Below are 24,903 nucleotides of genomic sequence, written 5' to 3'. Positions count from 1 at the left end.
CGAAAAGAGAAAAAGATTGCACCAAATGGTAACAATCTTTCTATTCTAATCCTTTTTATGCTTGTGGTTTGCGTAGATAACCATAAACCACACCACTTACAATTGCTCCAATCAAGACAAAGACTAGGTAAAGAAGGGCATTTGAAGTAAGAGCGATGACGAAGATTCCTCCGTGTGGCGCCATGAGTTTGATACCCGCAAGACCAACAAGTCCGCCTGCTACTGCTGAACCAAGGATGAAGCTTGGGATCGCACGAGCTGGGTCGGCTGCACCAAACGGAATTGCTCCCTCAGTGATAAATGACAAGCCCATGATGATGTTTGTCAAACCAGAGTTGCGTTCTTCTTTGGTAAATTTATCTTTGAAAAGAAGGGTTGCGACAAAGATTGCAAGTGGTGGCACCATTCCTCCAGCCATAACTGCTGCCATGGCTACAGAACCACCTGAAGAAACAGTCGCTGCAAGCGTACCTGTACCAAAGACATAGGCAGCTTTGTTAACTGGTCCACCCATATCAACAGCCATCATTCCACCAAGAACGATACCGAGAAGGACAGCTGATCCTCCTCCAAGACCGCCAAGGAAGTCATTCATAGCAGTGTTGATTGCTGCCATTGGAATATTGACAGCCAGCATGACAAATCCTGTCAAAATTGTTCCAAGAAGTGGCAAGAGAAGGATTGATTTTGCCCCTTCAAGTGAACGAGGAACTTTAACGTATTTCTTGATAGCAAGAACCAAGGCACCTGCGATAAATCCACCAACAAGGGCACCTAGGAAACCAGATGATACACCTGCAAGAGTTGAAGTTGCTTCACCACCTGCTGCATAAGGGATTTTACCAAAGGCAAAACCTTCTTTAGCAATAGCACCAGCTACGAATCCAGCTACCAAACCTGGTTTTTCAGCGATAGAGTAGGCAACATATCCTGCAAAAACTGGAAGCATTAAGCCAAAGGCTGCACCACCGATTTTCATGAACATGGAAGCTAGCTCATGGTAGGATCCGAGATTACCAAGACTATCTTGTGGCACACCAAAAGCTCCGTCGATTAAGAAGGCGAGGGCAATCATGATACCACCACCGATAACGAATGGCAACATTTGAGATACACCACTCATCAAGTGTTTGTAGAAAGCGCCACCAAGGCTTTGTTGTTCGTTAGACGCTGCTACAGCTTTGGCCCCATTAGCAGCACGGTAGATTTCAGCATCTCCTGAAAGAGCCAAGTTAATCAACTCCTCTGTCTTACGGATACCGTCTGCAACTGGACGATTGATCAATGGTTTGCCATCGAAACGATCCATCTCAACAGCCTTATCTGCTGCAATGATAACAGCTTTAGCCTTACGGATGTCTTCAGCAGTTAGTTGATTTCCAACACCGCTAGCACCGTTGGTTTCGACCTTGATCCCAACACCCATTTCAGCAGCCACTTTTTGAAGGGCTTCTTGCGCCATATAAGTGTGGGCGATTCCTGTTGTACAAGCTGTAACAGCAACGATAAAGTCACCAGATTCATTGGCAGGTGCTTGGACAGGTTCCTCAGCTTTTTCTGAAACTTGGTCAAAAAGCTCGATGACTTGGTCAGCAGATGTTACTTGACGAAGTTTATCAGCAAAGCCATCTTTCATCAAGTATTGAGACAATTCTGCCAAGGCTGCTAAGTGAGTATCATTGGCACCTTCTGGAGCCGCAATCATGAAGAAAAGGTCTGTTGGTTGCCCATCCAAGCTCTCATAGTCAACACCCTTGTTTGACTTAGCAAAGAGAACTGTCGCTTCTTTGACAGCAGAGTTTTTACTGTGAGGCATAGCGATTCCATCACCCAAACCAGTGGAAGTTAGAGCTTCACGCGCCAAGATTCCTTCTTTGAATGTTTCAAAATCCGTCACATAACCGTGATCTACCAGGCTTTTAATCATCTCTTCAATGACAGCTGTTTTTTCAGTTGCCTGCAAATCCAGCAACATGACGTCTTTTCTCAATAGGTCTTGAATTTTCATCGTTTTTCTACCTCAACTTTTTCATATGTTTCTTCAATAAATTCCGCAGTTGCCAAGTCATCCGAGAAGGTAGTTGCCGTTCCGCAAGCCACTCCCCATTTGAAAGCTTCTACTGCATCTTTTGATTTGACAAATTCACCTGTAAACCCAGCAACCATAGAGTCACCAGCACCAACTGAATTTTTGACTGTTCCCTTGATAGGTTTTGCGAAGTAAGCTCCCTCAGATGTGACAAGAAGAGCACCGTCCCCAGCCATAGAGATGATGACATGTTGAGCACCCTTAGCTAGTAACTCACGTGCGTACTTCTCAATCTCATCTAAACTTTCGAGTTTCACTCCAAAGATAGCTCCAAGCTCGTGATTATTTGGTTTGACCAAAAGTGGCTGATAGTCCAAACTATCAATCAAGGTCTGTCCTTCAAAATCACAAACGACTTGTGCACCAGTCTGGCGTGTCAAGGCAATCAAATCCTTGTAGATTACATTTCCTAGGTTTTTAGCACTCGAACCCGCAAACACAACCGTATCTTCTGCTGTCAGATTTGAAAGAATGGCTTTTAACTCTTCAAGTTGTTCGAGCTCAACATTTGGACCAGTCCCGTTGATTTCTGTTTCTTGGTCTGCTTTAATCTTGACATTGATGCGAGTATCTTCTGCTACTTGGACAAAACGTGTCTCGATTTCTTCCTCTACCAGAGTATCTGTGATAAATTTACCAGTAAAGCCTCCAATAAATCCAGTCGCTGTATTTGGAATATCCAAGCGTTTCAAAACACGACTGACATTGATTCCTTTCCCACCAGCAAACTTATCATCACTGTCCATACGATTGACACTACCAACTTGAACTTGGTCCAAGCGAACGATATAGTCAATAGACGGATTGAGTGTGACTGTATAAATCATACTTCTATTACCTCCGTTTTCTCCTTAATAGCTTCCAAAAGCTCATGCCCTTGACTTGTGATAACGATAGCCCGTTTGAGTGGTGCTACCTTGGCAAAGCAAGTTTGACCAATCTTTGACGAATCGACCAAGACATAGGTTTGTTTGGCATTCTCCAAAATAGCTCGCTTCACAGCTCCCTCCTCCATATCAGGAGTCGTATAATAACCATCGTCTACACCATTCATCCCGATAAAGGCACGGTCAAAGTGCAATTGATTGATTTGGTTAAGAGCAACACCACCGATACATGCATCTGTTGCCATCTTGACACTTCCTCCAACCATGACAGTTGGAATCTGCTTTTCAACCAACTGAACCGCATGGTGAATGGAGTTGGTCACAACTGTAATATTCTTATTAACCAATTCCTTGATCAAAAAAGCAGTTGTTGTGCCAGCATCGATAAAGATAACATCTTGTTCCTTAATAAGAGAGGCTGCTTTCTGAGCCAGTAGTTTCTTCTCTTGAAGGTTTTTGACAGATTTTTCTTGGATGGTTTCTTCTTCCTGCAAGGAGTGGGGCAATTCTGCTCCACCATGCACACGGCGAAGCTTGTTTTCCGCCTCCAACTCATCCAAATCTCTTCGTACCGTTGATTCTGATGTTTCTAATAGACTAACCAACTTTTCTAGGGAAACTACATGATGTTGATTTAACTCCTCTAAAATCAGTTGCTTCCGCTCAGTTTTTAACACCAAATCACCTCCTGTTATCGTTTACACTATTCATTCTAGCACAATTTCTAGCAAAGTCAAGCATTTTTTATCATTTTCTTTCAAATTCTATCATTTTTCTCATTTCCAAAATTTTTATTGCAAGATAAGAGCCTTTATGGTAGACTATTTGAGTAAGTATTGGAAGATTACTCAAGAGGCTTAAGAGGCCGTGTTGGAAACGCGGTAGGCGTGTAACAGCGTGCGTGGGTTCGAATCCCATGTCTTCCGTAGAAAAACCAAAACGATTTCTAGGATACGACAAAAATGTTGTATCCTTTTTTGTATTCCTTTTTTTACAAAAGACTGCCAAGGAATACAAAAGACAAAAATAAAAAACGTTGATTTAACAACGTTTTACCAAGGAATGCGAAAGAATGCAAAGGAATAATGGAGCCGGTGGGAGTCGAACCCACGTCCAAACACCTGCCAACATATTTGTCTACAACCATAGGTTATGTATTGTTTTAACAGTCCCTCGACACATAACTCAAGCCTAGGAACTGCGAGTCTATCAATCTCTTATCAAACCACTAGACAAGGTTTGATCGTATCTCGCTAATCATAAGACCTGTCATTGAACACGAGCAATCCAAATCAGGTCACGCTTGCTGGTTTTTAGGCAGCTAAAGCGTAAGAAGTGTTATTTTTTGCAGTTATATTTAACTGAGCGTTTACGTCGCCACACGGGTTGCAAAATATGCCTCATAATGCCTGTCGAATCCGTAACGACCCCAAAAGACAATAAAACCATTATACCTTATCTAAATCAAAAATGCAAAATTAAGTCGATTCTTTAGAAAAGATATGTTTTCAAGGCTTCTGATAAGGCTTGATAACCGGCTACACTTAGATGGAGGCCATCCGTTGTATAGGCTGATTGAAGTTGCCCTTCTGAATCTGTCAAACTATCATAAATCGGCACAAAATCTGCTTGCACATAGGCGGAGGCTAGAGCCTCATAGGCTTGATTCCATTCTCTAATCTTTTCATTAGTTCGGATATAAACAGTCTGCTTGTATTCTTCGCCTTCATTAACTGGCAGAATAGAAACAAGTTTTATTTGTGACAGCGGATAATCTCGAGCAATTGATTGGATCACACGTTCAAGATTATCCAAGGCTTCATTCATGGGAATATCTTTTCCAATATCATTTGTTCCAATTAAGAGAACAATTTGATCTACAGCATCACCATAAAGATGGGCATCTAGATTCTCTAATAAAAGTCTCGTCTGGTAGCCTCGGATGCCTCTATTAACAATCGTCTTGGCAGTCCCAAGTAACTCTTGCAAAGGGTAGTATTCTACAATCGAATCGCCGATAAAAATTACATCTGGCTCTAGGACAGAAATTTGATTCAATTCGCGATACTTGGTTTGAATCTTTGCCTGCTCTTTTAGGAGCCAATTTTCTAATAACTGTACTGCCACCTTATCCCTCTTTCTCTAACCAATTTTCTAGGACCTGATAAACACCCCCCTGGCTGTTAGCTGGAGCTAGATCAGTCGCAACTGCCTTAGCCTCATCAGCTGCATTTTCCATAGCATAGGCAATCCCAGCCAGTTCTAGCATTTCGACATCGTTTTCACTATCACCAAAAGCCATGATTTGTTCCGATTTTAAATTCCAGCGCTTGAGTAATTCTTCCAATCCCCAAGCCTTGTGAACACCAGCCTGTAGGATATCGATACAACCATAACCGCTAGAAACAGCTCTCACACTACCATTAAATAAATCATTAATTTCCTGCAAAACAGAACTAGATCGCTCTTCACCAACGACCATGCTCATTTTAAGCACTCCACCAAAGAGGTCAGCTTGCAACTCTTCCACAAAATTCATTCGTTGATAAAGTCTTTCAATCATCTCTGGAGTCATAAATTTATCAAGTTCTGTAAAAACAGTTCCTTCCTTGACAAAACCACCCTTCATACCTGTTACGACAAACTGATCTCTGCACTCTCTCCCCTTAAAATGAACTAAAGCCTTGTCAACCATAGCATCATCCCAGGTCTGAGCTTGAATCAGTTTATTGTTTTCAAAAATTCGCGCCCCATTGGCAACTACTAGGACTACTCGTTCAGCCAAGTGTCCCAACAATTCTCTCATACGATGGATTTCATTTCCCGTCGCAATGACAAAACGGATATCCCTTTGATCCAGCTGATCTAAGATCTTTTCCAAGCGGGGCAGATCCAGCTGACCTCTCGGATCCAGCAAGGTTCCATCCATATCTGTCGCAATAATCTTAATCGTCATTTTACTTCCTCTGGATTCAAGCTAGTCCCACTTCAATCCTACATGTTCATTCATTTCTTTATAAGCTGTGTCAATTCGTTCCTTGGTCGCCTCATCCAACTTGTCACGGTAACTGCCTCCCTCGATGAAGTCCTCTAGGATATAGGTCTGATAGAGGAAGAGCGGATAGCCTTCTGGTGAATAAGTCCCTTTCGGAGTTCGATTGACCCAAGTCGGATGCGCTTTGACGGTTTCAATCCTTGTCTTTCCATCTTTTTTCTTAATGGTCACATCCATGAGAACACCGCGCTCTGTCCACTTGGCATTTTCCTCGTCTTGCATGGTTTCAATGCGCTGGTTTGAGAGGAAATTTCCCATGGAATAGATAATCAGTTTTTTGTCACCATCTTTTTCAACTGTTTCAGATGGTTCAACTACGTGAGGGTGCCCTCCAAAGATAATATCAGCTCCCCAGTCAATCATCTTGTGGTACAGTGTTTTCTGTTCCTCCGTCGGTTCTAGCTGGTACTCAATTCCCATCTGAGGCATGATGACAGTGATATCCGCTTCTTTCTCTGCACGCTCGATTTCTGCCTTCATCTTTTCTTCGTTTAAGTCAGAAAGATAGCGATTATAGTCCTCTTGGGAAATGGATTGTTCAATACCATTAAAGCCATAGGAATAGGCCAAGAGAGCTACCTTGATTCCATTGACTTCCTTGATGACTATAGGGGCTTGGTCACGGGATTCATGTGTGTAGACTCCGATGGGTGTCATTCCAGCCTTTTCAATAGCTTGAGCCGTTGAGACCACTCCCTCTATCTGAGAATCCAAGATGTGGTTGTGAGCCAAGTCTAGAACTTGGTAGCCTGCATCCTTGATCGCATCCATGACTTCTCCAGGTGCATTAAAGAGAGGATAACCTGCCAAGTAGTGGTCCTTGTTCACCGTTCCTTCAAAGTCACCAATCACCAAATCCGCTTGCTTGAGCCAAGGTTTGACATACTCAAAATTTTCATGGAAATCATAGGTTCCATCTTCTTTAAGAGCTGTTCGGTAGATAGGAATATGATAAAGAAGGTCACCATTTGCCATGATACGTGCCGTCGTTTCACCAGACTGATTTTCCTTGGATTGACTAGATGTTGTAGTCTGACTATTAGAACTTGTTGTCTTGTTACCTTGTACTGCTCGAACCAACAAGTTCAGCCCCATGGACAAGGCAACTGCAAGTAGCAATACCGTAATAAACTGAGCATTGGTCCAAGATTTATAATTTCGAAAGAAACCAACACTAGTTCTCCACACCCCATAAAGAGAACCACGAGACCGTCTATCTTGTCGCTTTTCCATCTTTATCCCCCCTTGCTTCTTGATGCAAGTCTTTTCTTTTATTATACCACAGACAAAAGGGGAATATCGTTTATTATATTATTTTTTAGAAACTTCTGCGACTTTCTTTCTCGTCTATTTTGTGTTATCATGTAGAGGTAATGAAAGGAGAGAAAATGTCTGCTATAGAACGTATTACAAAAGCTGCTCATTTAATTGATATGAACGATATTATCCGCGAGGGGAATCCAACTCTACGCGCAGTTGCTGAGGAGGTCACTTTCCCACTGTCTGACCAGGAAATCATCCTTGGTGAAAAAATGATGCAATTCCTCAAACATTCCCAAGATCCTGTTATGGCTGAGAAAATGGGGCTCCGCGGTGGTGTTGGACTTGCTGCTCCCCAGCTGGATATCTCAAAACGCATAATTGCCGTCTTGGTCCCAAATATTGAAGAAGAAGAAGGTGAAGCTCCACAGGAAGCCTATGATCTGCAAGCTGTTATGTACAATCCAAAAATCGTATCCCACTCTGTTCAGGACGCTGCTCTAGGCGAAGGCGAGGGATGCCTGTCTGTTGATCGTGTAGTTCCGGGCTATGTCGTTCGTCATGCTCGTGTAACGATTGACTATTTTGATAAGGATGGAGAAAAACACCGCCTCAAACTCAAAGGCTACAACTCAATCGTTGTCCAACACGAAATTGATCATCTAAACGGAATCATGTTTTACGATCGTATCAATGAAAAAGATCCCTTTGCCGTAAAAGACGGACTCCTCATTCTTGAATAAAGAAAATCCCGTTGCAAAACGGGGTTTTGTGTTATAATAGAGGCATGAAAACAAATGATATTGTCTATGGCGTCCACGCCGTCACAGAAGCCCTCCTTGCAAACACTGGAAACAAACTCTACCTCCAAGAAGATCTAAGGGGAAAGAATGTTGAGAAAGTCAAGGAACTGGCTACTGAAAAGAAGGTGTCCATCTCTTGGACTTCAAAAAAATCCCTCTCTGAAATGACCGAAGGCGCTGTCCACCAAGGTTTTGTTCTACGAGTGTCCGAATTTGCCTATAGCGAACTTGATCACATCCTTGCAAAAACACGCCAAGAAGAAAATCCTTTGCTATTGATTCTGGACGGGTTAACTGACCCCCATAATCTAGGTTCTATCTTGCGAACAGCCGATGCGACCAATGTTTCAGGTGTCATCATTCCCAAGCACCGTGCTGTCGGAGTGACTCCTGTCGTTGCCAAAACGGCCACAGGTGCCATTGAACATGTACCGATTGCGCGAGTGACCAACCTCAGTCAAACCCTCGATAAACTTAAAGATGAAGGATTCTGGACCTTTGGAACGGATATGAACGGTACTCCTTGCCATAAGTGGAATACAAAAGGGAAAATCGCCCTCATCATCGGAAATGAAGGAAAAGGCATCTCTAGCAATATCAAAAAACAGGTTGACGAGATGATTACCATTCCAATGAATGGGCATGTTCAAAGCCTCAATGCCAGTGTTGCCGCAGCCATTCTCATGTACGAAGTTTTCCGAAACAGACTATAAAAAAGTTTCCAATCAGTTGATTGGAAACTTTTTTTCTTAACTATGTTCTGTGATAAATTTATAGGCTTCTTGACCAGCGATAGCCCCATCTCCAACTGCTGTTGTCACTTGGCGAAGGTCTTTCTGGCGAACATCTCCAACCGCAAAGATACCGTCAGCGCAAGTTTTCATGTGGTTGTCTGTTACGATCCAGCCTGCCTGGTCTTGAATATTCAATTCTTTAACAAAATCACTAACAGGGTCCAGTCCAACATAGATAAAGACACCACCGAAGGCTTGCTCTGTTATTTGACCTGTTTTCACATTTTCAAATACGACAGATTCTACTCGGTTTTCACCTTTAATTTCCTTGACGACAGAGTCCCAGATAAAGTTGACTTTCTCATTAGCAAAGGCACGGTCTTGCAAAACTTTTTGGGCACGAAGTTGATCACGACGGTGAACAATGGTAACAGTCTTGGCAAAGCGAGTCAAGAACAGAGCTTCTTCTACCGCTGAATCTCCACCACCGACTACGAGCAAGTCTTGGTCACGGAAGAAAGCTCCATCACAGACTGCACAGTAAGAAACACCACGACTGTTCAGTTCTTCTTCTCCGGGAACCCCTAAGAGACGGTGTTTTGACCCAGTTGCCACGATGACAGTACGGGTTTCGTAAACTTGATCATCAGTGATCACCTTCTTATAGTCACCCTGGTCTTCAATATTTTCAACATAGCCATAAAGATGCTCTACCCCAAGGTTTTCAAGTGGTTCAAACATCTTTTCAGCCAATTCAGGTCCACTGATGTTGGCATAACCTGGATAGTTTTCAATGTCAGATGTGTTATTCATTTGCCCACCTGGCAGACCACCTTCAATCAAAGCCACTTTCAGATTGCTTCGAGCAGCATATAAGGCAGCGGTCATTCCCGCAGGTCCAGCACCGATAATAATCGTATCGTACATTTCGATTCCTTCTTTCTTGTTGTAACTATCTTTATTCTAACTGTTTAAAGTTTATTTAGCAAGCATTATGCTCTGAAAACTAAAATGAGACTCATGACGGCAAAGGATAATACTGGGATCACCAAAACCCCAATCATAATCATATCATAGAGATGGGCTTGACGGGCCTTGGCTGTCTTGTCCACGCCAGACATAGCTCGCAATCCAATCCAAATCCCTAAAAAAATCACGACGAGAATGGTCGTTAAGATCAAACTCTCGAAATATAAAGAAAACAGTTGCAGCAGCATGATTTCTCTCGTTTCTATCTTTTTTAAAGAGTAAACTCAGCTAGTCCACCTAACTGAGTTTTCCTTTTTCTATTATATCAAATATAAGTCCGTTTGTAACTAGCGAAGAATTCTTTTGTCCGTTCTTCTTTCGGATGATTGATGATTTCATCCGGTGTACCTGACTCGATGATTTTCCCCTTATCTAGGAACAAAATCTTGTCTGCCACTTGGGCTACAAAAGACATATCGTGACTAACCAAAATCATGGTCTGACCTGACTTGGCAGCGTCTGCAATAGACTTTTCTACTTCACCGACCAACTCTGGGTCAAGGGCTGAAGTGGGTTCGTCCAAGAGCAAGACATCTGGTTTCATAGCAAGCGCACGCGCGAGGGCAACCCGTTGCTTTTGTCCACCTGATAAATGGCGAGGGTAATGGTTTTCACGGTCAGAAAGTCCAACCTTAGCCAACTCTTCCTTGGCGATTTTTGTTGCTTCCTCGTCCGATAATTTTTTAACGACAACCAAACCTTCCTTTACATTGTCAAGGGCTGTTCGGCGTTCAAACAAATTAAACTGTTGGAAAACCATAGACAACTTGCGACGAAGGGTTAGAATCTCTTCTTGGTTAATCTGAGAAAAATCAACTTTAAAATTGTCAATCTGAATCGTTCCACTATCTGGAGTTTCAAGATAGTTTAAACTTCGAAGAAAGGTTGATTTCCCAGCTCCAGATGAACCAATCAAAGCCACTACCTCACCTTTTTGGATATCCAAGTTCAGATGATTCAAGACTGTCTGTCCTGAAAAGGATTTGCTTAAATTCGAAATCTTAATCATTAACGAAGGTCTCCTTTCACATCTGTTTGCACTGTATCAGGTGCAGAAATAGCCATTTTTCTCTCGATGAAACGACCGAGGCTTTCAATTCCGATATTGACTACCCAATAAACAAGGGCTACGGAGATGAAACGCTCAAAGTAACGATAATCTGCTCCACCCAAAATCTGAGCTTGAGCAAAAACTTCGACAACACCCGCACTAAAGGCTAGAGAAGTTCCCTTGGTCAAGCCGATTAGGGAATTAATCAAGGTTGGAGTCGCCACAACGGCCGCATTTGGAATAATCACACGACGATAAACTTGCGCTCGTGTCATACCCAAACTACGTGCCGCCTCAATTTCACCTGGATTAACAGAAAGGATGGCTGCACGAATCGTTTCACTTGCATAAGCCGCCTCATTAAAAGCAAAGGCCACAATCGCAAAAAGTGCCGCTGGAATCGCATTGATATTGAAACCAGTGCCCCATTGCTGGTTGATAGCTTTCAGTGCCAAAGGAATTCCGTAGTAGGTCAACATAAGTTGAACTAGGATTGGGGTACCTTTTAAGAAGCTGACGAAAAAGGCCTGCAAGGGATATAGAATCTTAACACGATTGATCTTTACAATGGCAAAAATCAAGGCAAGTATCAGACCAAAGAGTGCACCTCCAAGCGTCAACATTAAGGTTGTAGGCAGTTGCTGGACAATCCTTGGAATTCCATCAAAGACCGAACGCAAACTAAAGAGCTTACCATCCGGAATGAGTTGCATCAAACTTTGGTACCAATCTGATGCTAAAAATGTTGTAACAGTCATAAAAACATCCTCTCCTGATAATGATTCATTCTACCATACTTCTGCTCGCAAGCAAATTATTTGCTACGGGCTGATCAGACTTTGTCTATCTTCTAGTTTATCACACTTTAAAACAGGGAGGCTATATATTTTACCTATCAAGGAGATAGATAAAAACTATCTCAAACCTAAGTTCTCATAGGTTTTTCTATAGCCGATTTGTTTAACAGCACCATTCTCCACCAAAATTGGACGTTTCAATAACATGCCATCACTAGCCAGAAGCTTAGCTGCTTCTTGTTTTGACAAACTTCCCACCTTATCTTTTAGGCCCAGTTCGCGGTATTTGATCCCGCTGGTATTGAAAAATTGTTTCACTTCAAAACCGGAAGTTTCCAACCAGTTCAAAATCACGTCTTCACTTGGGGTTTCTTCTACGATGTGGACAGCTTTGTAGTCCACACCAAGTTTATCCAATTCATTTTTTGCTTTCTTACAAGTTGAACATTTTGGGTATTCGATAAATTCTAACATCTTCTTTTCTTTCTATTTTTTATTTTCTTGAAATGCTGCACCTTCATGTTGCAAGAGCCAGGCTTTCCTTTCGACTCCGGATGCATAGCCTGTCAGACGCTTGCCTGAACCCAGCACACGATGACAGGGAACGAGTATGGACCAAGGATTGCGCCCCACTGCTCCGCCAATAGCTTGGGCAGAATTCACCTGCAAGTCTTTCGCTATTTGTCCGTAAGTCACTGTTTGACCATAAGGAATGGTCTGTAAGTATGCCCAGACTCGCTTTTCAAAATCCGTTCCAATGGGAGCCAAAGGTAAGTCACACAGAACCTGATCCCTGCCTTCGAAATAGGTATCTAAATAGGAAATAACTTGCTCTAATACAGGATGGCTAACAACTTCTTCTATTGTTTTATCTCCTAATCCCCTCTCAAAATGCTTCTGGTCCTGTACCCAAATTCCATACAGATATTGCTTGTCAGCAACTAAGGATAAGGTTCCAATTGGCGACGGGTAGAGCATTTTTGCGTACTTATTCTGCTTCATTTTTTTAATTTCTGATAGGCCAAACGTTCCCCATCAACCGGAACCTTACCAACCTGTTGAAAACCTAGCTTTTCAAAGATATGCTGCATGGGCTTGTTTTCAGCATGCGTATCTGAACGAAAATCTAGATAATCAAAACCTTCAATCAAGCCTTCTAGGAACGTCTGAGCAACACCTTGTCCTTGTACATCTGCTGCCACAGCGATACGATGAAAGACCAGGTATTCTGATTCTCCTCCTTGCCAACTTCCTTCATAAATGGCTTCATAGGATTTCTCTGGGCTCTTGGTCACAGCAGCATAGGCTAGTAGTTCTCCTTCTTCCAAGGCCACATAGGCTTGGCCTGAGATGATATCATCAATAATGATATCTGCATTTGGATAGCCATTTTGCCACTGGTCACTACCAGACTCAGCTAAGCACTTTTGGGCATCCTCCATCACCTGCATAATCGCATCCACTTCGTTTGGAAAAGCTAAACGAATCTTCATCTTTTCCCCTCATTTCTAACTATTTTCTCTCATCATAGCATAATTTAAAACTTTCTACAAGCAGTTGAAACTTGACTTTTGTCTTTTATTATTTTATAATCTAGTTATCGAAACTAGATAAAAGGAGTTGGAAATGAATTCTAACTTTTCCTACCCAAAATGGGAAGACATTCCAAACATTGACCTCTATCTGGATCAGGTTTTGCTTTATGTCAATCAAGTCTGTGCCCCTATCTCTCCAGATAAAGAAAAGGGCCTGACCGCATCCATGGTCAATAACTATGTCAAACATGGTTACCTGACAAAGCCTGACAAGAAAAAATACCAACGCAAACAGATTGCCCGTTTGATTGCCATCACTACTCTCAAGTCTGTCTTTTCGATCCAAGAAATCGCTCAGACCCTCAATACTCTACAAACTCAAGCGAGTTCATACCAGCTCTACGATGCTTTTGTGGACTACATGAACCATGGGATTGATCCAGAAAATCCTATTATCCAAACCAGCTGCCAAACGGTTAAACTCTATCATCAAACTCTAGACTTAATCCTTAGCAAAGAAGAGGAGGAAATCCAATGAATACCAGCTTAAAACTCAGTAAAAAACTCAGTTTTGGAGAGGAAATTGCTAATAGCGTGACCCATGCTGTAGGTGCCGTTATCATGCTCATCTTGCTCCCTATTTCATCCACCTATAGTTATGAAGCACACGGATTTTTATCGTCTTTTGGTGTTTCTATCTTTGTTATCAGTCTATTTCTCATGTTCCTCTCGTCAACCATATATCACTCTATGGCCTATGGTTCGACCCACAAATACGTCTTGCGAATCATCGACCACTCTATGATTTACGTAGCCATAGCGGGCTCTTATACGCCAGTCGTATTGACTTTGATGAATAACTGGTTTGGCTATCTCATTATTGCCATTCAGTGGGGAACGACCATCTTTGGCATCCTCTATAAAATCTTTGCTAAAAAGGTCAATGAGAAATTCAGCCTTGCTCTTTATTTGATCATGGGCTGGTTGGTTCTGGCTATCATTCCTGCCATTATCAGTCAAACAACGCCAATTTTCTGGAGTCTCATGGTAACTGGCGGACTCTGTTATACAGTTGGAGCTGGATTTTACGCTAAGAAAAAACCTTATTTCCACATGATTTGGCATCTCTTTATCCTAGCGGCATCTGCACTTCAATATATCGCTATTGTTTATTACATGTAAAAAAAGTTGAGAAAAGATTCTCAACTTTTTTCTTTACACATTTTTATAAAATACTGGTGCAAGCGAACATCATCTGTCAATTCTGGATGAAAAGAGGTCACTAGCATATGTTTTTCTTGAGCTGCAACGATTTGGTCGTCTAGGGATGCTAGGATTTCCACATCCTCTCCAAGACTACTGATAATCGGACCGCGAATAAAGGTCATGGGAATCTGACCTACTCCCTTACATTCTGCTTCTGTATAAAAACTTCCCAGTTGGCGACCATAGGCATTGCGCTGAGCCACTATATCCATAGTTCCAAGATGACTTTCTTCCTGAGAAGCAATTTCCCTAGCCAACAAAATCAAACCGGCGCAGGTTCCAAAGACTGGGAATCCAGATAAAATAGCTTCTCGGATGGGAATCAACATCTGCTGGTCACGTAAGAGCTTGCCCATGGTCGTAGACTCACCTCCAGGTAAAATCAAACCAGATAAGTCACTCTGATGCTGTTGAAAATCATCTAAATTTCTGATTTCTACACTAACAACACCTAACTTTTCTAGCACATTAGCATGTTCTTCAAAGGCACCTTGCAAGGCTAATATTCCGATTTTCATCTATTTTCCTCGCTCTGCCATAAGAATTTGGATTTCATTCTCATTAATACCAACCATGGCTTCCCCTAGGTCTTCAGAGATTTGAGCCAGAATTTGAGGATTTTGGTAGTTGGTTACGGCTTTGACAATAGCACTTGCTCGTTTAACAGGATCTCCTGACTTGAAAATACCTGAACCGACAAAGACGCCCTCTGCCCCCAGTTGCATCATCAAGGCCGCATCTGCTGGCGTTGCAACGCCTCCAGCTGCAAAGTTTACAACCGGCAATTTTCCATGTTCATGGACATACTGAACCAATTCAATAGGGACTTGCAAGTCCTTGGCAGCCACATAAAGTTCATCTTCGCGTAGGTTTTGAATGCGGCGAATTTCCTGATTCATCATACGCATATGACGAACGGCTTGAACGATATCTCCTGTACCCGGTTCTCCTTTTGTCCGAATCATGGAAGCGCCCTCAGCGATACGACGTAAGGCTTCACCCAAGTCCTTAGCTCCACAGACAAAAGGAACTTGGAATTCCTTCTTATCCACATGGAAACGGTCGTCAGCTGGAGAAAGCACTTCACTCTCATCGATATAGTCAATCTCAATAGCCTCTAAAATCTGAGCTTCAACAAAATGCCCGATTCTGACCTTTGCCATCACTGGAATACTGACCGCTCCTTGGATTTCCTTAATCATCTTTGGATCACTCATACGGGAAACCCCACCAGCTGCACGAATATCAGCTGGAATCCGCTCCAAGGCCATAACAGCTGCCGCACCAGCAGCCTCTGCGATACGAGCCTGTTCAGGGTTCTGAACGTCCATGATAACCCCACCTTTGAGCATCTGTGCCAAGTTTTTATTTAGTTCATAACGATTTTCAGTCATTTCTTTTTCCTCATCATTTGTATTGGTAGCTACCATTTCATTTTAAGTCAGAACAGAGTGAAGTACAAGATAGAAAAATAATATTTGTCTGGGTACAGATTGACAAAAAAATATCTGACCTTAACTTAAGGCCAGATAGCTCAGCTATTGTTATTTTTCAGCTGTAAGTGCAGCCATTGTGATGTAGTTGTATGGTTTGTTAAAGTGTGGCAAGAAGAATAGGTCTGTCAATGCCAACTTGTCAATTGTCACATGCTCTTGGATAGCAAGTGAGAACATATGGATTCCCATACTGATAGCAGCATCATGTGAAACCATTTGTGCACCAAGGATTTCGCGGCTGTCTTTGTCAAAGACAATCTTGATGGCAACTTCGTGGTTGTCATGCTTCATAAATTCTGGTTTTTGAAGGTCGTTAAAGCCTGTTTCAGTTGCGTTATAACCAGCAGCTTTAGCTTTTTCAAGAGTCAAACCAGTCGAAACCATGTGAAGACCGTAGATAGAGATACCGTTTGATCCTTGTACACCGATTCCTTCCAATTCGTGACCACAAGCGTTGTAAGCACCCACGATACCAGTACGTACAGCGTTAGAAGCAAGCGCGATGTAGCTAGTGTCTTTACGAGCGTTGTCATAAACAGTCGCACAGTCACCTACAGCGTAAACGCCTGGGATAGATGTTTCTTGTTTCTTGTCTACAAGGAAGGCACCATTGCGGAAGAGTTCAATCTTACCGTCAGCAAGAGCTGTATTTGGACGGAAACCAACAGCAAGAACCACCATATCCACATCAAATGTTTCTTTGTCTGTCACCAAGCGTTCAACTTTTCCATCACCTTGGATGGCTTTAACTGTTTGACCAAGAGCCAAGCGGATGTTGTGGTCTTCCAAGTTCTTCGCCATCATCTGAGTGAAGTCCTTGTCATAGTAGCCGTTCAAGACAGTGTCTACGATATCAACAAGCACAACTTCTTTTCCAAGACGTTCGAAAGCTTCAGCCAGTTCAACACCGATATAACCACCACCAACAACAGCGATGCGCTCAAGGTGTTTGCTCTTGTCAGCAAGTTTGTTGATGACTTCTTCTGCGTTTTGGTACAACTTAACAAATTGAACATTTTCAAGTGTTGCTTTAAATTCGCGGTTGCCCTTAACAATTTCAACACCTTCGATTGGAGGCAAGATTGGAGTTGAACCAGTAGCAAAGATCAATTTGTCGTAAGATTCTTTATGTTCTTGACCTTCAACTTCTGCAGTCACAACTTTATTGTCATAGTCGATTGAAAGAACAGGTGAGTTCATGTACACTTTAGCACCTTTTGCTTCCAATTTTTCTTTATCAGAGTAGAAGAGACCTTCTGGGCCATCAATTTGTTCCCCAATCCAAAGCGCCATTCCACAACCAAGGAATGAAATATTTGAGTTTTGGTCAAATACAACGATTTCATTTTCATGTCCAAAGTTGTCCAACATAGTGTTGATACATGCTGTACCAGCGTGGTTAGCACCAACTACAACGATTTTACTCATAGAATAATTCCACCTTTAAAATTTAATTTACCCTTCTAGTATATCATTTGCTGTTAGCGTTTACAAGGTATTTGCTTGGAATTCTCTTTTTTTCAGAAAAAATTATTCTTTACTATATTATTTGTTTCATTTCCTTCCAATTTTTAAGCATATTTCTTGACTTTTGTTAAAATTTATTTGTGAAAACGCTGACTTTATGGTATGCTAGATACATGGAAAGAAAATGTAAGGGGTTTAATTTCTCTAACTATCTTATATTGAATGATTTCCTATAGGAAGAAAGGAGTTGGTAGCTTGCCTCTTCGTTCGCACTCTGAACGGCTGATGGGAACAACTATCACGATTTCATTAGTAGATGAGCAGGCAGAAACCCTGCTTCAAGGTGCTTTTGACTTGCTCAAAGAGCTCGAATACCGCTTCAACGCCAACAGTCAAGAATCCGAACTGATGGAAATCAACTACCAGGCTGGAATCGCGCCTGTTAAGGTTCATCCTGATCTATTTGAACTGATTGCTCTTGGACTAGAGCATAGCCTAGCTCCCTCTAGCCATCTCAATATCAGTATTGGTCCCTTGATTCAAACCTGGCGAATCGGATTTGCAGATGCTCGGCTTCCAAAGCCAAATGAAATCGAAGCTGTCTTGCCTCTAGTTGACCCGCATTTTATCAAGTTGGATCCGACTAGCTCTACTGTCTTTTTAGAGAAGAAAGGAATGAAGCTTGATTTAGGTTGTTTAGCTAAGGGCTATAGTGCAGATAAGGTTGCCCAGTATATAAAAGCACACGGTGTTACCTCTGCCCTGATCAATCTCGGAGGAAATATCCTCACCATCGGGAACAATCAAGTCAAAGACGGGAAAGCCTGGCAAATTGGGATTCAAGATCCTAGAAATCCTCGTGGCAATCATCTCCTAACGATCCCTGCTTCTAACAAATCCGTTGTCACTTCAGGTATCTATGAACGCCACCTGACAGTAGATGGAAAAGACTATCACCATATCTTTGATAGTGAGACAGGATTCCCTGTCGAAACCGATCTTGCTAGCCTAACGATTGTCTCTGATAAATCCGTTGATGGTGAGATTTGGACAACGCGCCTTTTCGGAGAACGAAGCGCTTCTATCCTCTGGCAAGTCGAAAGTTTAGATGGTATCGAAGCCATCCTCATCGACAAAGAGGGACGCATTGCATGTTCTTCAGGCCTTCAAAATTGTATTATGTAAAAAGAGAAAGGAAATCTCATGCTAAAACTTATTGCCATTGTTGGAACGAACTCTAAACGTTCTACAAACCGCCAATTGCTCCAATACATGCAAAAACACTTTGCTGATAAAGCTGAAATTGAACTCGTTGAAATCAAGGATATCCCTGTTTTCAACAAACCAGCAGATAAGCAACTTCCAGCTGAAATTCTTGAGATTGCAGCTAAAATTGAAGCATCTGACGGTGTGATTATCGGTACTCCTGAGTACGACCACTCTATCCCTGCAGTTTTGATGAGCGCTCTTGCTTGGCTATCTTACGGTATCTACCCACTTTTGAACAAACCAATCATGATCACTGGTGCTTCTTACGGTACACTTGGTTCATCTCGTGCCCAATTGCAACTTCGTCAAATCTTGAACGCTCCTGAAATCAAGGCAAATGTTCTACCAGATGAATTCTTGCTCTCACACTCTCTTCAAGCATTTAACCCAAGTGGCGACTTGGTTGACCTTGATGTCATCAAGAAATTGGATGCCATCTTCGATGACTTCCGTATCTTCGTGAAGATTACTGAAAAATTGCGCAATGCACAAGAATTGCTTCGCAAAGATGCAGAAGAATTTGACTGGGAAAATTTGTAAGATAGGAGACCGAAAGAATGAAATTTGTTGGACTTGTTGGATCAAACTACGATCAATCATATAACCGCAAACTCTTGGAATTTATCCGTCGCAATTTCAAATTTAAATTTGAATTAGAAGTTCTTGAAATCGACGAAGTTCCAATGTTTAACCAAGACGAAAAATGGGACGACAGTTTCCAATTACGCTTCTTGTATAACAAAATTACACGTGCTGATGGTGTCATTATCGCCACTCCTGAGCACAACCACACTATCTCAGCTTCACTCAAATCTGTACTTGAATGGCTTTCATACGAAGTTCATCCATTTGAAAACAAACCTGTTATGATTGTGGGTGCATCATACTACGACCAAGGAACATCACGTGCCCAAGTTCACCTTCGTAAAATCCTTGATGCTCCAGGTGTTAATGCCTACACGCTTCCAGGTAACGAATTCCTTCTTGGTAAAGCCAAGGAAGCTTTTGATAACGACGGAAATATCACCAACGAAGGAACTGTTAAATTCCTTGAAACTTGCTTAGATAACTTTGTAAAATACGTAGGAGTCGTTTCAAAATTGAAAAAACCAAAACCAATCGAACCAGAAGACTTGGATTGTGGAAAACCAATTGCTACAACCATTACAGAGGTTGATCCTGACGATCCAGAATGGGTAGAAAAAGTTGCAGCAATCACTGGTGCTGTTTCTGGTGATACCTATGTCAAATTGGACCACGGTATCCTAACAGTTAACCAAATCGATATGTTCTTGAAAGCTATGCCATTTGAATTGACATACGCTGACGATAACAACCAATTCCTCTACTACAACAACGCTCACCAAGATCCAGACACCATGTTTGCCAAACGTGTACCACCTCAATCAGGTAACCGTATGTCGACTGTTCACAATTCTCTTCCACCAGCACGTATGAAGAACGTAGAGTGGGTCATCGGAACACTTCGCAATGGAAACCAAGAATACGTCCGTACGATCGTTCCAGGTTCTCCTGCAGGTGTTATTAACACTCACAACTACCAAGCGATGTATTATCCTGATGGATCATACGCTGGAATCAATGAAATTGTCTTTAACTTCCAACCATGGCTTGACTGGTACCTAAAAGAGACTGGTCAACGTTTGGTGGGTGGTAGCGGACCATTTGCTCCTGCTGCCGGAGGTCATGGAGACGCAGATGCTACTTCTGGCGCTTCTGATTCGGGGGACGCTGGAGGCCACGGTGGTGACGCCGACGCCACTTCTGGTGCAAGCAACTAAGAAACCAAAAAGGAGCCATTTGGCTCCTTTTTTATTACAACAGAAAAGGGGCTTGTAAATCATCTACAATCCCCTTTCGTTTTATGAGTTAGAATCATCTAAACTACGGCCGTGTAAACCTTTTTCACGTTGTACTTGGCGTAGTTTTTCTGGTGTGACGTCATTTCCTTCCTCGTCCACAATTTTGATTCCTTCAATGTGGTGACGAACAGAACGACGATAGCCTTCGATGTATTCCTCACGAAGTTTAGCTTGTTCCACTTTTTCAGCAGGAGTCAAGCCTTCTGTTTTTTTCTTTTTAGCAAGCTCGTTAATACGATCAATTTTTTTAGGATCCATGTTTCTCTCCTTTATGATAAGATTTAATCCGTTTAACAGATTTTACTTGGTATTAATTTGGTTGAAACGTGCAAGTTTCGCTGCTTTCTTGGTTAGTTGCGACAAGATTGCCAAACGATTTTGACGGACATCCTGATCTTCAGCCATTACCATGGTATTTTCAAAGAAAGCATCAATAATTGGACTAAGCGCAAAGAGTTGTTCTAATTGCTGACTTGCAGTCCCTGATAAAACGAGTGACTCTACTGCTTCCGCCAAGGCTTTCTCTTCTTCATTTTCAAAGAGAGCAGGATCAACTGTTTCATATCCTTCCGCTTTCTCAGCCAAGTTGAAAGCACGAGAGAGAGATTCGACAGATGGTTTGAAGTTTTCTTCCTTGCTTGCTTCTACAAGAGCACTTGCTGCTTCCAACATATCCGCCACGACAAAGTTCGAACTTGCAAGGACTGCTTCCTTAATGTCTTTTGGAGTTGAACCCATCATCTTATCAACACGAGCCTTGATAAAGTCCATGACCTCTGCTTTATTTTCATAAGTCAAGCTGTCGAATTTCAAAGCATAAAGACTATCGATCAACTCATCCATAGCAATGTGCCAACCAAAGGCATCCAAGATACGAACAACACCTTGCGTCGCACGACGAAGAGCGTAAGGGTCATTAGAACCTGATGGAATCAAACCTACTGAGAAGAAACTCAAAATCGTATCCAATTTGTCTGCAATGGCTAGAATGGCTCCAACCTTGCTCTCTGGAAGTTCTCCTTCGGCTGATGTAGGCATGTAGTGTTCACGAATAGCAGCCGCAACTGCTGGAGTCTCCCCAGCAAGAAGGGCATATTTCTCACCCATAATTCCTTGGAGTTCATCAAACTCACCAACCATCCCCGTCAACAAATCAAACTTATAAATGGCTGCTGCACGAGCAAGGTCAACTGTTTCATCCACTGACAAGCCAGCTTTTTCTGCCAAGAGAATGGCAATCTGACCAGTACGAATCATGTGTTCACGAAGAGAACCGATTTTTTCGTGGAAGGTGACGTTGTTTAATTTTTCAACAAGGTCTGAGATAACTAATTTTTGGTCTTCACGCCAGAAGAATTCACCATCCTCCAAGCGAGCTACCAAGACTTTTTCATTTCCTTTGATGACATTTTCCAAATGCTCTGCGTTTCCGTTACGAACAGAAATAAAGTTTGGCAAGAGCTTGCCATCTTGATCACGAACAACAAAGTAACGTTGGTGTTCCTTCATCGAAGTCACCAAGACTTCTTCTGGAACTTCAAGGTATTTGGCATCAAAACTTCCCATAAAGGCAGTTGGGTATTCAACCAGGTTCAAGACTTCGTTCAGCAAGTCAGCATCAATTTCGATACGTACACCATGCTCTGCTTCGATTTCCTTGATTTGGTCAACAATCATTTGCTCACGTTCACGAGGATCCGCGATTACAAACTGTGCACGAAGGTCTTCTTCGTAGCTCAAAGCTGACTGAATCTTAGTTTCTTGTCCCAAGAAACGATGACCACGACTCACACGATCTCCCTTGATATCAAGGAAATCCAAGTCAAATTCTTCTTCATCTAAAAGAACAGTTAAAGTGTGAACAGGGCGGATATATTCAAAGGTGTTGTTAGCCCAGTGCATGCTGACAGGGAAAGTTAGAGATTTCAAGACGTCTACTACACCTGGAACAATGGCTTCAACTACTTGACCAATTTCTTCCTTGGTAACATAGACATATTCTTCACCCTTGATTTCACGGAATTCAATATCTTCAACCGTCAAGCCTTTTCCACGGACAAATCCTTGAGCTGCTTTGGTGAAGTTCCCATCACTATCCAAGGCAATTTTCTTTGCTGGACCCTTGAAATCTTCTGTCAAATCAGACTGTTTGTCTGCAAGACCAGTCACACGAACAGCCAAACGGCGTGGTGTGGAGAAGGTTTGAATAGCTTCAAAAGACAGGCGGTTTTCCTTGAGGAAGGCTGCCATTTTTTCACCTAGTTGTTTTTCACTTGGAGTTACTACATAGGCTGGTAACTCTTCAAGACCGAGTTCTACTAATAAGTTTTTTGTCATGTTTTTTCTCCGAAAAGTATCTTTTTATTTTCCAGTTTGCCTTATGTGATTGGCACGCAAGCAACCGACTTCGTCGTTTCATTGCTAAAATTGGAGCCGAAAGTCTCTAATTTTGCCTAGTATCCTTAGCTTCACTAAGGATACCTTCATCACTGTGGCAACTGGCTCAAGGCTCACTCTGTTCGCCCATTTTCGTAAACGGTCACTCTCTTTATTCTGCGTCTTCTGCTAAGAGTTTAGCTCGTGTTGCTTCATCCAAAAGTGGGTAGCCTAGGCGTTTGCGTTCTGCGACAAAGGTTTTGGCTACGACACGGGCCAAGTTACGAATACGAGCGATATAGCCTGCACGCTCGGTTACAGATACGGCACCACGCGCGTCAAGCAAGTTAAAGGTATGTGAACATTTGAGAACATAGTCATAGGCAGGGTGAACCAAGCCTTCCTCTAAGGCACGACCAGCTTCTTTTTCAAACTTATCAAAGTTTTCCAGCAACATTTCTTGGTCCGAAATTTCAAACGAATATTTTGAATGCTCGTACTCAGGCTGGATGAAGATTTCTCCGTATTTTACACCATCAGCCCACTCAATATCATAGACAGAGTCTACTTCTTGAATATAAGAAGCCAAACGCTCCAAACCATAGGTAACTTCCGCAGTCACAGGGCCAGTTGCCAATCCACCAACTTGTTGGAAATAAGTGAACTGAGTGATTTCCATCCCATCAAGCCAAACTTCCCATCCAAGACCAGCTGAACCAGTTGAAGGATTTTCCCAGTTGTCCTCAACAAAACGAATATCGTGTTCCAAAGGATTGATACCCAATTTTTCCAAAGACTCAAGGTAAAGTTCTTGGATGTTTGATGGAGAAGGCTTCATAACTACTTGGAATTGGTGGTGTTGGTAGAGACGGTTAGGATTTTCTCCATAACGACCGTCAGCAGGACGACGTGATGGCTCTACATAAGCCGCATTCCATGGCTCAGGCCCAATAGCACGAAGGAAAGTGTAAGGACTCATCGTCCCCGCACCTTTTTCATTATCATAAGCCTGCATAAGCATACAACCTTGGTCATTCCAAAATTGTTGCAAAGTCAAAATAATTTCTTGAAATGTTAATTTCTTAGACATTGTTTACTCCTTTTTTTATAAATTACTTGCGACACGAGTCTGCCTCGTCGATCATACGAGGCAAGACGAGTTAGTACTGCGTCTAGCTCAGGCACTCCAGTGCTGAGCGTGGGGCAGCCCGACTGTAAGGAGGTCTCTGCCACTGACGCAGTGGAAAGTCAATTTTTTAGACATTATTTACTCCTTTTTTTATAAATTACTTGCGACACGAGTCTGCCTCGTCGATCATACGAGGCAAGACGAGTTAGTACTGCGTCTAGCTCAGGCACTCTAGTGCTGAGCGTGGGGCAGCCCGACTGTAAGGAGGTCTCTGCCACTGACGCAGTGAAATGTTAATTTCTTAGACATTGTTTACTCCTTTAGTTTATATTATCTTTTTAAATTTATTTATCAAGCAACCAAGAAAAAGCTGGGTCCTGAAAAATATGACGTTTAGGAACAGTTTGTAAATTCTGATTGCATTCATCTACTGTACCTAATTTTAAAGCACAAACTTCTGGTACATCTTCTTGAATAGTGAAAATTTGACTATGACAGTTCTGGCAGTAATAGCGCTGTTTCCCTGGAGATGAACTATAAGTAACCAAATTCTCTTCTCCATACAATACCAGATTTTTACTGCTAACTTTGGCATTAACTGTATAGGCAGACGCAGTTGCTTTCCGACAGAATGAGCAATGACAAAAAACTAATTCCGATAATTCCTCATCTAAAGTGTAGGTCACTGCTTTGCATAAACAAGATCCTTTAAGCATTATGCTCCTTTCTACTTAGGCATTAGACGAAATTCAAAAAGAACCGAATTCAACACCCAAG

Annotated in this window: 27 protein-coding genes, 1 tRNA gene and 1 other RNA gene; 8 read left to right on the top strand and 21 right to left on the bottom strand. The window is 42.2% G+C overall.

Going from position 1 to position 24,903, the window contains the following annotated elements:
• Positions 1–55: 55 nt before the first annotated feature.
• Genes D8862_RS07500 through D8862_RS07490 form a run of 3 tightly spaced genes read right to left on the bottom strand, consistent with a single transcriptional unit; the run spans position 56 to position 3,653 of the window.
• Positions 56–2,008 carry a PTS fructose transporter subunit IIABC gene (locus D8862_RS07500; protein WP_125449742.1) on the bottom strand — a complete coding sequence of 651 codons (1,953 nt, stop codon included), beginning with the start codon at positions 2,006–2,008 and terminating at the stop codon, positions 56–58.
• On the bottom strand, positions 2,005–2,916 hold the full coding sequence (pfkB, locus tag D8862_RS07495) for a 1-phosphofructokinase (protein WP_125449740.1): 912 nt from the start codon (positions 2,914–2,916) through the stop codon (positions 2,005–2,007). Before pfkB ends, D8862_RS07500 begins: the two co-directional genes overlap by 4 nt.
• On the bottom strand, positions 2,913–3,653 hold the full coding sequence (locus D8862_RS07490; protein WP_125449738.1) for a DeoR/GlpR family DNA-binding transcription regulator: 741 nt from the start codon (positions 3,651–3,653) through the stop codon (positions 2,913–2,915). The genes pfkB and D8862_RS07490 overlap by 4 nt, the downstream gene beginning before the upstream one ends.
• A gap of 161 nt (positions 3,654–3,814) precedes the next feature.
• On the opposite strand from D8862_RS07490, the gene D8862_RS07485 reads away from it, so the two are divergent.
• Positions 3,815–3,902: transfer RNA gene (locus D8862_RS07485), tRNA-Ser, on the top strand.
• Positions 3,903–4,059: 157 nt separating this feature from the next.
• On the opposite strand, the gene ssrA is transcribed toward D8862_RS07485, so the two are convergent.
• The 4 genes from ssrA to D8862_RS07465 form a co-directional block, all read right to left on the bottom strand.
• Positions 4,060–4,407: a transfer-messenger RNA gene (gene ssrA / locus D8862_RS07480) on the bottom strand.
• 60 nt (positions 4,408–4,467) lie between these two features.
• Complete coding sequence (locus tag D8862_RS07475; RefSeq protein WP_125449736.1) at positions 4,468–5,103, bottom strand: SGNH/GDSL hydrolase family protein; 636 nt, start codon at positions 5,101–5,103, stop codon at positions 4,468–4,470.
• 1 nt (position 5,104) lies between these two features.
• Entirely contained in the window at positions 5,105–5,932 is an 828-nt protein-coding gene (locus tag D8862_RS07470) for a Cof-type HAD-IIB family hydrolase (RefSeq protein WP_125449734.1), read from the bottom strand.
• A 21-nt stretch (positions 5,933–5,953) separates the two neighbouring features.
• On the bottom strand, positions 5,954–7,264 hold the full coding sequence (locus D8862_RS07465; protein ID WP_125449732.1) for a CapA family protein: 1,311 nt from the start codon (positions 7,262–7,264) through the stop codon (positions 5,954–5,956).
• A 155-nt stretch (positions 7,265–7,419) separates the two neighbouring features.
• Here D8862_RS07465 and def point away from each other — a divergent pair, with 155 nt between their 5' ends.
• Together def and rlmB are read left to right on the top strand one after the other, a co-directional pair.
• Positions 7,420–8,034, top strand: a complete 615-nt coding sequence (gene def, locus D8862_RS07460) for a peptide deformylase (RefSeq protein ID WP_125449730.1) — start codon at positions 7,420–7,422, stop codon at positions 8,032–8,034.
• Positions 8,035–8,078: 44 nt separating this feature from the next.
• Positions 8,079–8,807: a 23S rRNA (guanosine(2251)-2'-O)-methyltransferase RlmB gene (gene rlmB, locus D8862_RS07455; RefSeq protein WP_000855742.1), complete on the top strand. Its 729-nt coding sequence runs from the start codon at positions 8,079–8,081 to the stop codon at positions 8,805–8,807.
• 36 nt (positions 8,808–8,843) lie between these two features.
• On the opposite strand, the gene trxB is transcribed toward rlmB, so the two are convergent.
• The 7 genes from trxB to D8862_RS07420 form a co-directional block, all read right to left on the bottom strand.
• Complete coding sequence (gene trxB / locus D8862_RS07450) at positions 8,844–9,755, bottom strand: thioredoxin-disulfide reductase (protein WP_125449728.1); 912 nt, start codon at positions 9,753–9,755, stop codon at positions 8,844–8,846.
• Positions 9,756–9,820: 65 nt separating this feature from the next.
• The gene (locus D8862_RS07445) at positions 9,821–10,045 is read right to left on the bottom strand and encodes a DUF4059 family protein (protein ID WP_000926602.1); all 225 of its coding nucleotides are present in this window, start codon (positions 10,043–10,045) and stop codon (positions 9,821–9,823) included.
• A 77-nt stretch (positions 10,046–10,122) separates the two neighbouring features.
• On the bottom strand, positions 10,123–10,866 hold the full coding sequence (locus tag D8862_RS07440; protein ID WP_084973945.1) for an amino acid ABC transporter ATP-binding protein: 744 nt from the start codon (positions 10,864–10,866) through the stop codon (positions 10,123–10,125).
• Positions 10,866–11,666 (bottom strand): amino acid ABC transporter permease, encoded by an 801-nt coding sequence (locus tag D8862_RS07435; RefSeq protein ID WP_000219158.1) that lies wholly within the window; start codon positions 11,664–11,666, stop codon positions 10,866–10,868. The genes D8862_RS07440 and D8862_RS07435 overlap by 1 nt, the downstream gene beginning before the upstream one ends.
• 156 nt (positions 11,667–11,822) lie before the next feature.
• Entirely contained in the window at positions 11,823–12,179 is a 357-nt protein-coding gene (locus D8862_RS07430) for an arsenate reductase family protein (RefSeq protein WP_125449726.1), read from the bottom strand.
• Between the two features lie 12 nt (positions 12,180–12,191).
• Positions 12,192–12,707 (bottom strand): methylated-DNA--[protein]-cysteine S-methyltransferase, encoded by a 516-nt coding sequence (locus D8862_RS07425; RefSeq protein ID WP_125449724.1) that lies wholly within the window; start codon positions 12,705–12,707, stop codon positions 12,192–12,194.
• On the bottom strand, positions 12,704–13,198 hold the full coding sequence (locus D8862_RS07420) for a GNAT family N-acetyltransferase (RefSeq protein ID WP_038805004.1): 495 nt from the start codon (positions 13,196–13,198) through the stop codon (positions 12,704–12,706). Before D8862_RS07420 ends, D8862_RS07425 begins: the two co-directional genes overlap by 4 nt.
• A gap of 133 nt (positions 13,199–13,331) precedes the next feature.
• Here D8862_RS07420 and D8862_RS07415 point away from each other — a divergent pair, with 133 nt between their 5' ends.
• Together D8862_RS07415 and trhA are read left to right on the top strand one after the other, a co-directional pair.
• Positions 13,332–13,778, top strand: coding sequence for a DUF1836 domain-containing protein (locus tag D8862_RS07415; protein WP_125449722.1), 447 nt, complete (start codon positions 13,332–13,334; stop codon positions 13,776–13,778).
• Positions 13,775–14,422, top strand: coding sequence for a PAQR family membrane homeostasis protein TrhA (gene trhA, locus D8862_RS07410; RefSeq protein WP_001097972.1), 648 nt, complete (start codon positions 13,775–13,777; stop codon positions 14,420–14,422). Before D8862_RS07415 ends, trhA begins: the two co-directional genes overlap by 4 nt.
• 20 nt (positions 14,423–14,442) lie before the next feature.
• Here trhA and pdxT read toward each other — a convergent pair whose 3' ends face one another.
• From pdxT to nox, 3 genes are all read right to left on the bottom strand, one after another.
• Entirely contained in the window at positions 14,443–15,024 is a 582-nt protein-coding gene (pdxT, locus tag D8862_RS07405; RefSeq protein ID WP_125449720.1) for a pyridoxal 5'-phosphate synthase glutaminase subunit PdxT, read from the bottom strand.
• A complete protein-coding gene (pdxS, locus tag D8862_RS07400) occupies positions 15,025–15,900 on the bottom strand; it encodes a pyridoxal 5'-phosphate synthase lyase subunit PdxS (protein ID WP_125449718.1) in 876 nt (291 codons plus the stop codon). It abuts the gene before it with no gap.
• A 150-nt stretch (positions 15,901–16,050) separates the two neighbouring features.
• Positions 16,051–17,430 carry a H2O-forming NADH oxidase gene (nox, locus tag D8862_RS07395; RefSeq protein WP_125449716.1) on the bottom strand — a complete coding sequence of 460 codons (1,380 nt, stop codon included), beginning with the start codon at positions 17,428–17,430 and terminating at the stop codon, positions 16,051–16,053.
• Between the two features lie 294 nt (positions 17,431–17,724).
• Between nox and D8862_RS07385 the strand changes: the two genes are divergently transcribed.
• The 3 genes from D8862_RS07385 to D8862_RS07375 are packed head-to-tail and all read left to right on the top strand — an operon-like array spanning position 17,725 to position 20,540.
• Complete coding sequence (locus D8862_RS07385) at positions 17,725–18,654, top strand: FAD:protein FMN transferase (RefSeq protein WP_125449714.1); 930 nt, start codon at positions 17,725–17,727, stop codon at positions 18,652–18,654.
• An 18-nt stretch (positions 18,655–18,672) separates the two neighbouring features.
• Complete coding sequence (locus tag D8862_RS07380) at positions 18,673–19,278, top strand: NADPH-dependent FMN reductase (protein ID WP_000915933.1); 606 nt, start codon at positions 18,673–18,675, stop codon at positions 19,276–19,278.
• 17 nt (positions 19,279–19,295) lie between these two features.
• Positions 19,296–20,540 carry an NAD(P)H-dependent oxidoreductase gene (locus D8862_RS07375; protein WP_125449712.1) on the top strand — a complete coding sequence of 415 codons (1,245 nt, stop codon included), beginning with the start codon at positions 19,296–19,298 and terminating at the stop codon, positions 20,538–20,540.
• A gap of 81 nt (positions 20,541–20,621) precedes the next feature.
• Here the strand turns inward: D8862_RS07375 and D8862_RS07370 are convergent, their stop codons facing one another.
• The 4 genes from D8862_RS07370 to D8862_RS07355 all read right to left on the bottom strand — a co-directional run bounded on the left by D8862_RS07370 (position 20,622) and on the right by D8862_RS07355 (position 24,842).
• Entirely contained in the window at positions 20,622–20,879 is a 258-nt protein-coding gene (locus D8862_RS07370; RefSeq protein WP_125449710.1) for a DUF896 family protein, read from the bottom strand.
• A gap of 42 nt (positions 20,880–20,921) precedes the next feature.
• A complete protein-coding gene (glyS, locus tag D8862_RS07365; protein ID WP_125449707.1) occupies positions 20,922–22,958 on the bottom strand; it encodes a glycine--tRNA ligase subunit beta in 2,037 nt (678 codons plus the stop codon).
• Between the two features lie 211 nt (positions 22,959–23,169).
• Positions 23,170–24,087: a glycine--tRNA ligase subunit alpha gene (glyQ, locus tag D8862_RS07360; protein WP_000038733.1), complete on the bottom strand. Its 918-nt coding sequence runs from the start codon at positions 24,085–24,087 to the stop codon at positions 23,170–23,172.
• A 383-nt stretch (positions 24,088–24,470) separates the two neighbouring features.
• Complete coding sequence (locus D8862_RS07355; protein ID WP_000912018.1) at positions 24,471–24,842, bottom strand: GFA family protein; 372 nt, start codon at positions 24,840–24,842, stop codon at positions 24,471–24,473.
• Positions 24,843–24,903 lie beyond the last annotated feature (61 nt).

The sequence above is a fragment of the Streptococcus oralis genome (assembly GCF_003942585.1).
GTDB lineage: Bacteria > Bacillota > Bacilli > Lactobacillales > Streptococcaceae > Streptococcus > Streptococcus oralis_BE.
This window is presented reverse-complemented; position numbering and strand designations above follow the sequence as displayed.

Bases quoted from the DNA above. Each gene is read 5' to 3' on its own strand.
- D8862_RS07500 (WP_125449742.1), bottom strand. From the start codon at position 2,008: ATGAAAATTCAAGACCTATTGAGAAAAGACGTCATGTTGCTGGATTTG.
- pfkB (WP_125449740.1), bottom strand. From the start codon at position 2,916: ATGATTTATACAGTCACACTCAATCCGTCTATTGACTATATCGTTCGC.
- D8862_RS07470 (WP_125449734.1), bottom strand. From the start codon at position 5,932: ATGACGATTAAGATTATTGCGACAGATATGGATGGAACCTTGCTGGAT.
- D8862_RS07465 (WP_125449732.1), bottom strand. From the start codon at position 7,264: ATGGAAAAGCGACAAGATAGACGGTCTCGTGGTTCTCTTTATGGGGTG.
- def (WP_125449730.1), top strand. From the start codon at position 7,420: ATGTCTGCTATAGAACGTATTACAAAAGCTGCTCATTTAATTGATATG.
- rlmB (WP_000855742.1), top strand. From the start codon at position 8,079: ATGAAAACAAATGATATTGTCTATGGCGTCCACGCCGTCACAGAAGCC.
- trxB (WP_125449728.1), bottom strand. From the start codon at position 9,755: ATGTACGATACGATTATTATCGGTGCTGGACCTGCGGGAATGACCGCT.
- D8862_RS07445 (WP_000926602.1), bottom strand. From the start codon at position 10,045: ATGCTGCTGCAACTGTTTTCTTTATATTTCGAGAGTTTGATCTTAACG.
- D8862_RS07440 (WP_084973945.1), bottom strand. From the start codon at position 10,866: ATGATTAAGATTTCGAATTTAAGCAAATCCTTTTCAGGACAGACAGTC.
- D8862_RS07435 (WP_000219158.1), bottom strand. From the start codon at position 11,666: ATGACTGTTACAACATTTTTAGCATCAGATTGGTACCAAAGTTTGATG.
- D8862_RS07430 (WP_125449726.1), bottom strand. From the start codon at position 12,179: ATGTTAGAATTTATCGAATACCCAAAATGTTCAACTTGTAAGAAAGCA.
- D8862_RS07425 (WP_125449724.1), bottom strand. From the start codon at position 12,707: ATGAAGCAGAATAAGTACGCAAAAATGCTCTACCCGTCGCCAATTGGA.
- D8862_RS07420 (WP_038805004.1), bottom strand. From the start codon at position 13,198: ATGAAGATTCGTTTAGCTTTTCCAAACGAAGTGGATGCGATTATGCAG.
- D8862_RS07415 (WP_125449722.1), top strand. From the start codon at position 13,332: ATGAATTCTAACTTTTCCTACCCAAAATGGGAAGACATTCCAAACATT.
- trhA (WP_001097972.1), top strand. From the start codon at position 13,775: ATGAATACCAGCTTAAAACTCAGTAAAAAACTCAGTTTTGGAGAGGAA.
- pdxT (WP_125449720.1), bottom strand. From the start codon at position 15,024: ATGAAAATCGGAATATTAGCCTTGCAAGGTGCCTTTGAAGAACATGCT.
- pdxS (WP_125449718.1), bottom strand. From the start codon at position 15,900: ATGACTGAAAATCGTTATGAACTAAATAAAAACTTGGCACAGATGCTC.
- nox (WP_125449716.1), bottom strand. From the start codon at position 17,430: ATGAGTAAAATCGTTGTAGTTGGTGCTAACCACGCTGGTACAGCATGT.
- D8862_RS07380 (WP_000915933.1), top strand. From the start codon at position 18,673: ATGCTAAAACTTATTGCCATTGTTGGAACGAACTCTAAACGTTCTACA.
- D8862_RS07375 (WP_125449712.1), top strand. From the start codon at position 19,296: ATGAAATTTGTTGGACTTGTTGGATCAAACTACGATCAATCATATAAC.
- D8862_RS07370 (WP_125449710.1), bottom strand. From the start codon at position 20,879: ATGGATCCTAAAAAAATTGATCGTATTAACGAGCTTGCTAAAAAGAAA.
- glyS (WP_125449707.1), bottom strand. From the start codon at position 22,958: ATGACAAAAAACTTATTAGTAGAACTCGGTCTTGAAGAGTTACCAGCC.
- glyQ (WP_000038733.1), bottom strand. From the start codon at position 24,087: ATGTCTAAGAAATTAACATTTCAAGAAATTATTTTGACTTTGCAACAA.
- D8862_RS07355 (WP_000912018.1), bottom strand. From the start codon at position 24,842: ATGCTTAAAGGATCTTGTTTATGCAAAGCAGTGACCTACACTTTAGAT.